Source organism: Paraburkholderia guartelaensis, from assembly GCF_004353905.1.
GTDB lineage: Bacteria > Pseudomonadota > Gammaproteobacteria > Burkholderiales > Burkholderiaceae > Paraburkholderia > Paraburkholderia guartelaensis.
The window spans coordinates 279962-289855 of the sequence record NZ_SMOD01000008.1 but is presented as its reverse complement, the minus strand read 5'-3'; the positions used below and the strand labels follow the sequence as shown (position 1 = coordinate 289855).

Here is a 9894-nt window from a genome sequence, read left to right as displayed (position 1 = left end):
TGCTGCAGACCCTCGTCCATCAACGCTACAAGCAACGCCGCAGCATCCTCGTCACGTCCAACCGCGTCGTCCAGGACTGGGGGCGCTACCTTCGCGACAGCACCATGGCTTCGACGATCCTTGACCGTCTGCTGCATCGCTCCAAACTCCTCGAGTTTGAAGGCAAGAGCTATCGTCTCCGTGAAGCCGCTGCCAGGCTTGCCGTCACTGAGGAATCCGACGCATAATCCGCTCGTCCTGCCTGGGGGAATTTAGCCGCCCACAAGTGGAGGAGTTTGAACTGCCCATCGGGGGCCGACAACTTCACTAGCGCGACCAGCAAGCCGAGGATCAGCACTTCGGTCATGCCCCACGGCTGGCACAGGTGGCACAGTCGGAATACGGCCGCACCGCCCCACGGCGCACGGTCAAACCGCAGTGGTAGCAGTAGCCACAGCATGCTCACGGTCTGCAAGATCGGCATCAGGACCGTGGTCGCAAATACCAGCCCCGCGATGGGCCACTTCCCGTCCGCATAGAGCACGCTCACGGCGCCCAGTAGCGTCGTCTCCACGACAGTCCCGTTGACCGACAGACCGACAATCGGATACACGTTCGAGATTCCGAAGAGTACAACTGCGGCGAGAGAAAACGCGAGTGCGCGCTCGAGGCTGTTGGGAAGCTCGCGGCCCAACTGGGCCTGGCAGCGCTGGCATCGCAAACTGCCCCCCTCCGGCACGGCCACCTCCCGTTGCAGGAGATCGCACTCGTGGCAGGCGATGAGTTTCCCGTCATTCATTGGTTCACCTGTGAAGCAGGTTGCGAAGTCGAGGCTTACGGCCGCGACTGTCCGCTCTCCCACCCGGCACCGTCATCTATTTGTTGAATTCAGTCGCACCCATGCCCGTCACGACGACGGTCCACATGGCTGTCCGCCTTAAGTCTGGTGACCGGTGGGGTCTATCGCAATGGGACCTTGGTCTCATATCGATCTCGATGAGAAGCGTGCCTGCAGCGCTGGGCGTGCGCTCCGGAGCGTCTTGATCAGTCTCGTGTCATTGAAGGCCAATTGCAAAGGAGTGAGGTGAGCTTGGCCAACTCCGTCAAAGTGCTAGTCCTGGGGTTGATCGTGCAGGATGATCGCCAACAAGAACTGAGCCCGATCATGATCTGAGCACAAGCAGGGCTAGCGTAGGCCTGTCTCATCGAGCGAATGCAGGTTTGCCGCGGCGATTCGCTCCAGTGACCATGACACGGAAGAGCCATGTTCCGTGCTTAAGGAAATGCTTTTCCGAGCGCCGCTCCCGGCTCTTTGCAGATACTTTCGCGGCGCAAACGCTGGCGCACGCTGATACTCCATGGCGAACGACCGTTGTACCTCAGCTGTCACCGCGTGGTTAGCGAACTTCCGGAGTCGGCCAGGAGCAGCCATTCACCTGTGAGGCGGCGCAGCTCGGCGGCGGCAAGAACAGCGATAAGTAGACGTCTGCACTCCCAATCCGGCGTCGGGCTAAACGAATCGCCCTTTTCAACGGGTCAACGCTGCACGGCATCGAGCCGGCTCTCGGTCGCAAGGGATCGAACAGCAGCAAGCGCGAACAGGGAAGCGATGCGCGCGAGTTCTATACAACCGTCAAGACGGCCTACGCCGCGCCCGGTATGGCCTGGTCCATCATATCGTCCGGTCCGCGAATGACGCATAGCCGCGGTAGTTTGCGTCTACATTGGCATAGCCAGAAATGAAATCGGTCGCTCGCCCGGTCTCCAGCGCAAAGACATGGCGAACGATCCGCCCGATATTTCCACCGTAGATATGGATGCTGACCGCGACTTCGCCATCCGTGCCGTTTGCTACCCGATGGATATCGCCTGATGCAGGCGAGACGACATCGGTCTCACCCTCGCGCAGAAGATCGGCCGCGGTGAGCCTCATTGGCGTACCAGGCTCGAATCGCTGACAATACTCAGCGCCCCGAAGCATTGCAATGACACCCCATGTCGTGTGGTCATGGACAGGTGTTCTTTGGCCCGGCCCCCACACGAAACTCGTCACTGTGAAGCGCTCCTGCGGATCACAATAGAGCAGATACTGCTGGTAATGGTCTGAATGCGGTTCCGCCGCCGCAATCGGCAACCAGTCATCGACAGACACAAGCGCTTTCGCCGTCTCACTCACTTGCGTCAGCCAATCTTCCTCCGCCTTTTCGCCCACCCAGCCGCTTCCCTTCGCGTCGGCTAACCGCGTGACCTGTTCGACGAATAATCGAAAACGGGGTTGGGTTTCGAGACTCTCTTTGCGGCGCTCATTTGACTCGTCTTGCCTGATCGCGTCTGTACTCACCCTGCCTCCTCAAGAAACATCTCGCTCACGGCGCTCCGGTCACGCTACGACGGAACCCGCCTCCGTGGCCTCGCGACGCAAACTCTCCTGGGGAATTCCCTTGAAGTGCTCCCTCCTTCTTGACCGCCATTTTCTGCGGTGAGAGCATGAGTCGTCAATATTTGATTCACTCATCCTAAATTATAGGACGCACGACAAACCAGCATCAAATCTGGAGACGTGATGGAGACGCAATCGAAGGGACAAGCCACGGCCGGAACCGTGGTGCGCGTAGTCAGCGGTAACTTTCTTGAGATGTACGACTTCATGGTCTACGGCTTCTATGCGTCGGCGATCGCGAAGGCAATGTTTCCGGGCAACAACGAGTACGTATCGCTCATGCTTTCACTCGCGACCTTCGGCATGGGCTTCCTGATGCGTCCACTTGGCGCGATCGTGCTCGGCTCCTACATGGACAGGCATGGAAGACGCGCTGGCCTGCTGCTCACACTTACGTTGATGTCGATCGGCGTGCTGCTGATTGCCGTCACACCGAACTACGCCAGCATTGGTCTGCTCGCGCCGACACTCGTCATCTTTGGGCGTTTGCTGCAGGGCTTTTCTGCCGGTGCGGAGTCGGGCGGCGTGTCGGTCTATTTATCGGAAATCGCCCCACCGGGGCGCCGTGGCTTCTACGTGTCGTGGCAGTCCGCAAGCCAGCAGATTTCGGTATTGCTCGCGGCGATCCTTGGCGTTGCATTGCGCTTCATGCTCACGGGCGAGCAGATGAACGCGTGGGGCTGGCGTATCCCTTTCCTGCTCGGCTGCTCGATCGTTCCCGTGCTTTTCTGGATTCGCCGTTCGGTGCAGGAGTCACACGCGTTCGAGGCGCGCAGACGCCAGAGTGTTGGCGAAATCTTTTCGTCGCTCGCGCAAAGCTGGCGTATCATTTTTTGGGCCATGATGCTCGTAAGCCTTACCAGCATCATGTTCTATCTCATCACGGCCTATACACCTACGTTCGGCCGCGTCGAACTCGGGTTGAAGCCCATCGACACGTTTTACGTGACCACTTGCGTCGCGCTCGTCACTTTTACGATGATCCCGGTGATGGCGGCCATATCGGACCGCATAGGCCGCCGCCCACTGCTGATCGGCTCCTCGTTGACGATCGCTGTGGTGAGCTACCCGGCAATGACATGGCTGGTTGCGGCACCGTCGTTCACCAGTCTTTTACTCGTCGAGACGGGATTCGCATTCCTGTATGCCGCATATCAAGCGGCGCTCGTGGTCACCCTCACCGAAATCATCCCGGCCAATGTGCGCGGTACCGGCTTTTCGCTTGCCTACAGTCTCTCGCAGGCCGTGTTCGGCGGATTTACGCCTGCGATATGCACAGTCCTGATTCATGTCACAGCGAACAAGGCGATGCCTGGCGTCTGGCTTGCCATCGGGGCGCTGTTTGCCCTGCTCTCGACTCTCATGATCGTGCGCGGGAACGACCGGCAGGTTGAAAGCATGTCTGCGGGAGCGGCTTCATAAATTCAAGCGACCGCCACGGCGAAACCCGGATTACTGACGAAACCCCATCGCCCGCGAAATCTTCAGTGCAACCTCCTGAACCGCGGGCGCGAGCTCTTTCATGCGCTTCACGCTCAGGCGCTCCAGTGGTCCGGAAATGCCGATCGCCGCGTTCACCGAATTGAAGGCGTCGAAAATCGGCGCAGCTACGCCACCCACGCTCTCGCGCCATTCGCCACGGTTGATCGCATAGCCAGTGGCCTTCGCGCGGGAAAGCTCCAGCTTCAGCGCCGGCAGGTCCGTGATCGTCGCCTTGGTGTGCGACACGAGTTCGGGAAGATGCCGCGCTATGTACTGATCGCTCTGATGAGCAAGAAGAATCTTGCCCGTTGCGACGCAGTACGCGGGCGCGTGGCCACCCAGCACCGAGTACGCCCGCACGGGCTGCAAACTCTCGACTTTGTCCACATACACGACCGAACCGCCGTCGAGAATGGACAGGTGCACGGTCTCCTGCGTCAGTTCCATGAGCGCTCGCATGTGCGCGGCCGCAAACTGGCGCACGTCGATTTGCGCCATCTGTTTCGCGCCAAGCTCGAAAAGCTTGAACGTGCTGCGATAGTTGCCGGTGGCGTCGTCGCGTGTGGCGTAGCCCGCGTGCGCCAGTGTCTGCAAGGTCCGGTGCGTATTGCTTTTGGTCAGCCCCACCTTTTCCGCCAGAACCGGGATGGTCACCGGCTTGCCGCTCTGATCGGCAAGCATTTCCAGCAACATCAAGCCCTTCAGCAGCGTCTTGTCCATGGTCCTAAATGCTGGGATAAAGAACTCATTCTACATCGGCTCATCGGCAAACAGCGCTTCTGTCGCGCCAACGCCAACTCGCCGGCACGCAAGAAAGGCGGCCGTGTCGGCGCCTTACGTATCGGTATTTCCCCCAATCTCTATATCCTAATTCTTGGGATGACAGTATCAATTTTTGGTTTACATTGGATTTCGTCGCATTCAGAATAGGTTTCAGGCGCAGTACCAACCAGCGGCGCGCCTCTTCTAGCGCCGGGACAATCCGAACTGACAGCACGAGGACACGAATGGATCAGCCACTCAAGGGAGTCAGGGTCATCGAGTTTTGCAATGTGGCAGCGGGCCCCTATTGCGGCATGCTCCTCGCAGATATGGGCGCAGACGTCATCAAGGTCGAGCATCCGCAAGGCGGCGACACGCTGCGAGCCTGGCCACCGATTTCCGACGGCTACAGCGAGAATTTCGCCTCGCTGAACCGGAACAAGCGCTCGGTCACGCTGGATCTCAAGAATCCGGAAGACATCGAGCAGGCCAAGGCGCTGATCCATACGGCGGATGTCGTCATCGAAAATAATCGTCCTGGGGTGATGAGCCGCCTTGGCCTTGGCTACGACGATGTTCGCGCGACAAAGCCTGGTATCGTCTATTGCTCGATTTCCGCGTATGGCCAGACGGGACCGCGTGCGCAGGAAGGCGGCTTCGACCTGACCGTACAGGCCATGAGCGGCATCATGAGCATCACGGGCGAGCCTGACGGCGCACCGGTCAAGTGCGGCGTGCCGCTTGCGGATTTTTCTGCCGGCCTTTATGCCGCGTTTTCTGTGGCGTCGGCCTTGCGCGGTGTCGCGGCTACGGGCGAAGGCACCCACATCGACGTGCCTATGCTGGGCGCTACGCTCGCTATCGCCGCGCTGCAGACGTCCGAATACTTTGGAACAGGTCGCGACCCCCAGAAACTCGGCTCAGCGCATCCGCGCAATGCGCCCTATCAGGCGTTCAAGGCGCGCGACACTTACTTCGGCATGGCCGCGGGCAACAACGCGCTGTGGAAGTCGGTTTGCTCGGTTGTCGGGCGCCCCGATCTGGATGCCGACCCGCGCTATGCCAGCCCCACTTCGCGTGCGCAGCACCAGGTCGCGCTGCGCGATACGCTCGAGGCGATATTTGCCGCGGACGACGCCGCGCACTGGATCGAGCGCTTTCGCGCAGCAGGCGTGCCCTGTGCGCCAATCAATACATACTCCGAGGTATTGAAGGACGTCCAGGTGGAGCATATGGAATGGGTGCAGCCGCTCGAACTGCCGAACGGCGTTCAGACGAAGACATTCGCCTCGCCCGTGCGCTTCTCCGGCAAGGCGCCGGAAATCCGCATGCGTCCGCCCGGCCTCGGTGAGCACAACGCTGATTTGCTCAGCAAGTCGGAGGTCGCGGCATGAGCACGATCGTCGTATCGAAATTGCCCACGCATTGGACGATCACACTCAATCGCCCGGACAAGCTGAATGCGCTATGCGCGAGTCTCGTGGAGGAATTGATCCAGGCGTTCGATGAAGCGCAAGCCGCCGGGACACCGCTCGTCGTACTGCAAGGCGAGGGCCGCTGCTTCAGTGCAGGATTCGACATGAGTGACGTGCAGTCACAAAGCGAAGGCGATCTGCTGCTGCGCTTCGTGCGCATCGAGGTACTCCTGAACAAGATCGCGAGTTCACCGTGTTTCACGGTCGCGCTCGCACACGGCAGGAACTTCGGCGCCGGCGTCGACCTGATCGCTGCCTGCAATCTGCGCGCCGCGGCCCCGGGCTCGACGTTCCGCATGCCTGGCCTGAAGTTCGGGCTCGCGCTGGGCTCGGCGCGCTTCGCGCGCATCGTCGGCACGCGAGAAGCGCAGCGTATTCTGGAAATGGCCGCCACGTTCGATGTCGAACGCGCGATCGCTAACGGCTTTATCGAACGTGTTGTGGGTCCTGAGCAGCACGCGGGTTTGATCGCGGAAGCGCTGGAGCGCGTGAACGCCTTGCCCGCGGAGAGCCGCGCGTTGTTGCGGCGCGCCCTCGACACTGAACAGGCCGACACCGACCTTGCCGCGCTCGTGCGTTCAGCGTGCGCGCCGGGTATCCACACGCGAATCGAAGCCTATCTCACCGCCTCGAAAAAGGCGCAGGAGAAAATCGTATGAGTTCCGGATTTGCCAGCAAGGACAAGGAAGTATCGCTTGCAGAACTGGTTGCGCTCGTGCCCGACGGGGCTTCGCTCGGCCTGGGCGGAAGCTTCCTGCATCGTGGCCCGTTCGCGTTCGTGCGTGAACTGATCCGCCAGGAGAAGCGCGACATCGAGATCATCAAACAGTCGCCCGGTTACGACATCGACATTCTGTGCCGCGCAGGCGTTGCTTCGCGCGCGCGCTGCGGCATCGTCGCGATGGAGGGCAATTTCGGGCTCGCGCCGTGGTATCGGCGTGCGGTCGAAAAAGGCGACCTGAAGCTCGAAGAACACGCCTGCGCAAGTCTCACCGCCGGTTTGCGGGCGGCGGCATTCGGCGTGCCGTTCATGCCGTGCGGTGGGCTGCATGGAAGCGAACTCGTACGCATCAACGACTGGAAGTGCCTGGACGACCCGTATGGCAGCGACCAGAAAACGTACGTCATCCCCGCGATCTCGCCGGACTTCGCCGTGATTCACGCGTCGAGCGTGGACAAGCTCGGCAATGTGCGTATCGCGGGCACGTATCACTGGGACCGTATCATGAGCCGGGCCGCGAAGAGCGTGCTCGTGGTTGCCGAAGAAGTATCGGACGAAAACTTCGCCGATCAGCCTGAACTCACCGTCGTGCCTTATTTCATGGTGCAGAACTACGCGATCGTCAAAAACGGCGCATGGCCAGGCTCGTGCTGGCCGTCGTATGCAATCGACTATCCGGCCGTCGAAGCGTACCTCGAGGACGGACCGCACGCGCTCGCCAGCCATATGGATGCAGCGCCAGAAATGGAGGCACGTCAGCATGGCTGAGCAATGGAGCGGTTTCTCCTACATCGTCACCAATCTCGCGCGCTTCATCCGCCCAAACGAGATCACGTTCAGCGGTGTGAACTCCACGCCACCGATGCTCGCGTGTCTGCTCGCGAAGCGCGCGTATGACTGGGACTTCATCTATATCAACGTCGCGGGCGGCGTCGATCCGTCGCCCTCGTGCGTTCCGGTCTCCAGCTCCGATCCCGTGCTCGCCGAAGGCTCGGCGTCGATTTTTGCCAACGAGGACTTCTACGACCTGTGCACGCGCGGCCGCATGGACCTCACGTTCCTCGGTGCGGCCCAGCTCGACGGCGCGGGCTGCGCGAACAATTCATGCATCGGCGAATGGGCGCATCCGAAGGTGCGCTTGCCAGGCGGAGGCGGCGGCGCGGTGATGTTGCCAACGGCAAAACGCGCGTGCACGTGGCGCACAGAGCATTCGAAGCGCACGCTGGTCGAGAAACTCGACTTCGTCACGTCGTGGGGCGGCATGCATGGCGTGGTCACGCCGATCGCCGTGTTCGTGAAGCGCGACGGCAGGCTCGCGTTGCATTCGTGGCACCCGGAATCGAGTCTCGAAGAAGTGCGCGAGCGCACCGGCTTCACGTTCGATGCCACCGGCGCCGAACCCACTGCCCCGCCCACGGCACGCGAGCGCGAGGCACTACAGTCGCTCGACCCCGCTGGGCAATTTGAACGCGATGCAGTTATTCGACTCAGGTAACCAACGTGAAGCCATCGACTGCCCTGAATCTGGAACATAGACCGACGAGTCTCGCGCAGGCCTTTCAGCAGTATTGGCAACTGCCCGACGTACAGCAACGCCCCGCGCTCACCGATGGAGCCCGAACGATTTCGTACGCCGATCTCGCACGCGATACGGACACGGTCGCGGCGAATCTTTTGCGGTACGACGCACGTCCCGGCGACGCCGTTGCGATCGTGATGACCCGTTCGCTCGATGCAGTGATCGTCCTGCTGGCGTCGATTCGCGCTGGCTTGTGTCCGTGTGTGTTCGAACCCAAGCTGCCTGCTGAAGAAGTCAGCGCGCGACTCATCGAAACGAGCGCACGCCTTGTCGTGCACGATATCGACAATTTGCCGCTCGTCAGCGAACTGGCCATTCCGGATGCGGCCAGGCCCATTCAGTTTGCGAGTTTGACCGAAGCATCGCATTGCCAGCGTGTCGATGTCCCCATGACAAGTGCCGCGCTGCTGCTCTTCACGTCGGGCAGCACGGGACGGCCCAAGGTCGTTCAACTCACGCAGGCGGCGCTGCTGAACAATGCGCTCGGTGTCCTCGCACAAAGCGCGCTTTCTGGCGATGACCGTCTGCTGCACGTGATGCCGATCTATCACACCAATGGCGTGAACAACCAGCTCTTTGCACCGCTGCTCGCGGGCGCGACCGTCGTGTTCTCTCCGCGCTTTCGGGCCGAGGACATGCCCGAACTGATGAAGCGCTACAAGCCGACCATCATCACCGGCGTGCCGACGATGTACTCGCGCATGCTCGCGCAACAGTTCGACGCCGAAGCGCTCGCGGCACTGCGCATGGCGCGCTGCGGCTCGGCACCCATTACCGAGGCGCTGCATCGTGAAGTCGAAGCGAAGCTTGGCTGCCCCCTCGTCATCTCGTATGGTTTGTCGGAGGCCACCTGCACGAGCACGCTCAATCCGCCAGCGGCACGCCGCATGGGCTCAGTTGGCAAGGTGTTGCCCGGACAGACCGTCAAGCTCCAGTTGGGCGATAGCACCATGACCGACGTGCCGGGAATCGAAGGGGAAATCTGTATTGCGGGGCCGAACCTCATGACCGGCTACCTCGGTGCAGCGGACGCAACCGCGCGTACAGTCACCGACGGCTGGCTCCATACGGGTGACCTCGGCCGCTTCGACACCGATGGCTACCTCTACGTCACGGGCCGCATCAAGGACGTCATTATTCGCGGCGGGGAAAACCTTTCACCGTTGCTGATCGAAAGCGTGATCGTCGCTGAAAACGACATCGCGGCGTGCTGCGTGGTTGGGCGCGCGGACCACGATCTCGGTGAAGTGCCCGTGGCCTTCGTTGTGCCGAAAGACCGCGCATTGGTCGATGCTGAACGAGTGAAGGAGGCTGTAAAAAAGCGCCTTTCTCGCATTTATGTGCCGCACGACGTGGTATTCGTGGACGCGCTGCCGGAAACGGCGGTCGGGAAAGTAGACAGAAAAGTATTGGCGGCGCAACTGTCCGCGGGCGAGTACAAAAGCATGGTCTAGCC

9 protein-coding genes and 1 pseudogene are annotated in these 9894 nt (G+C 60.9%); 7 read left to right on the top strand and 3 right to left on the bottom strand.

The window, feature by feature from the left end; all coding sequences use genetic code 11:
- The coding region (locus E1N52_RS13340) for an ATP-binding protein (protein ID WP_165979374.1) at window positions 1–227 on the top strand (227 nt) is incomplete at its 5' end.
- Window positions 228–295: 68 nt separating this feature from the next.
- Here the strand turns inward: E1N52_RS13340 and E1N52_RS13335 are convergent.
- A pseudogene (locus E1N52_RS13335) lies at window positions 296–778 on the bottom strand (paraquat-inducible protein A); the annotation flags it as partial.
- 873 nt (window positions 779–1651) lie between these two features.
- On the bottom strand, window positions 1652–2320 hold the full coding sequence (locus tag E1N52_RS13330; protein WP_246089049.1) for a cysteine dioxygenase family protein: 669 nt from the start codon (window positions 2318–2320) through the stop codon (window positions 1652–1654).
- 222 nt (window positions 2321–2542) lie between these two features.
- On the opposite strand from E1N52_RS13330, the gene tcuC reads away from it, so the two are divergent.
- Window positions 2543–3841, top strand: coding sequence for an MFS transporter (gene tcuC, locus E1N52_RS13325; RefSeq protein WP_133183243.1), 1299 nt, complete (start codon window positions 2543–2545; stop codon window positions 3839–3841).
- A 30-nt stretch (window positions 3842–3871) separates the two neighbouring features.
- Here tcuC and E1N52_RS13320 read toward each other — a convergent pair whose 3' ends face one another.
- Window positions 3872–4621 carry an IclR family transcriptional regulator gene (locus E1N52_RS13320; protein ID WP_133183242.1) on the bottom strand — a complete coding sequence of 250 codons (750 nt, stop codon included), beginning with the start codon at window positions 4619–4621 and terminating at the stop codon, window positions 3872–3874.
- Window positions 4622–4908: 287 nt separating this feature from the next.
- Between E1N52_RS13320 and E1N52_RS13315 the strand changes: the two genes are divergently transcribed.
- Genes E1N52_RS13315 through E1N52_RS13295 form a run of 5 tightly spaced genes read left to right on the top strand, consistent with a single transcriptional unit; the run spans window position 4909 to window position 9892 of the window.
- Window positions 4909–6057, top strand: coding sequence for a CaiB/BaiF CoA transferase family protein (locus E1N52_RS13315; RefSeq protein ID WP_133183241.1), 1149 nt, complete (start codon window positions 4909–4911; stop codon window positions 6055–6057).
- Entirely contained in the window at window positions 6054–6797 is a 744-nt protein-coding gene (locus E1N52_RS13310) for an enoyl-CoA hydratase/isomerase family protein (protein ID WP_133183240.1), read from the top strand. The genes E1N52_RS13315 and E1N52_RS13310 overlap by 4 nt, the downstream gene beginning before the upstream one ends.
- Window positions 6794–7627, top strand: a complete 834-nt coding sequence (locus tag E1N52_RS13305; RefSeq protein WP_133183239.1) for a CoA transferase subunit A — start codon at window positions 6794–6796, stop codon at window positions 7625–7627. Before E1N52_RS13310 ends, E1N52_RS13305 begins: the two co-directional genes overlap by 4 nt.
- Window positions 7620–8354, top strand: a complete 735-nt coding sequence (locus tag E1N52_RS13300; protein ID WP_133183238.1) for a CoA-transferase subunit beta — start codon at window positions 7620–7622, stop codon at window positions 8352–8354. Before E1N52_RS13305 ends, E1N52_RS13300 begins: the two co-directional genes overlap by 8 nt.
- A 5-nt stretch (window positions 8355–8359) precedes the next feature.
- The gene (locus tag E1N52_RS13295; RefSeq protein WP_246089048.1) at window positions 8360–9892 is read left to right on the top strand and encodes a class I adenylate-forming enzyme family protein; all 1533 of its coding nucleotides are present in this window, start codon (window positions 8360–8362) and stop codon (window positions 9890–9892) included.
- The last annotated feature ends 2 nt before the right edge of the window (window positions 9893–9894 follow it).

Bases quoted from the DNA above. Each gene is read 5' to 3' on its own strand.
- E1N52_RS13310 (WP_133183240.1), top strand. From the start codon at position 6,054: ATGAGCACGATCGTCGTATCGAAATTGCCCACGCATTGGACGATCACA.
- tcuC (WP_133183243.1), top strand. From the start codon at position 2,543: ATGGAGACGCAATCGAAGGGACAAGCCACGGCCGGAACCGTGGTGCGC.
- E1N52_RS13305 (WP_133183239.1), top strand. From the start codon at position 6,794: ATGAGTTCCGGATTTGCCAGCAAGGACAAGGAAGTATCGCTTGCAGAA.
- E1N52_RS13300 (WP_133183238.1), top strand. From the start codon at position 7,620: ATGGCTGAGCAATGGAGCGGTTTCTCCTACATCGTCACCAATCTCGCG.
- E1N52_RS13320 (WP_133183242.1), bottom strand. From the start codon at position 4,621: ATGGACAAGACGCTGCTGAAGGGCTTGATGTTGCTGGAAATGCTTGCC.
- E1N52_RS13315 (WP_133183241.1), top strand. From the start codon at position 4,909: ATGGATCAGCCACTCAAGGGAGTCAGGGTCATCGAGTTTTGCAATGTG.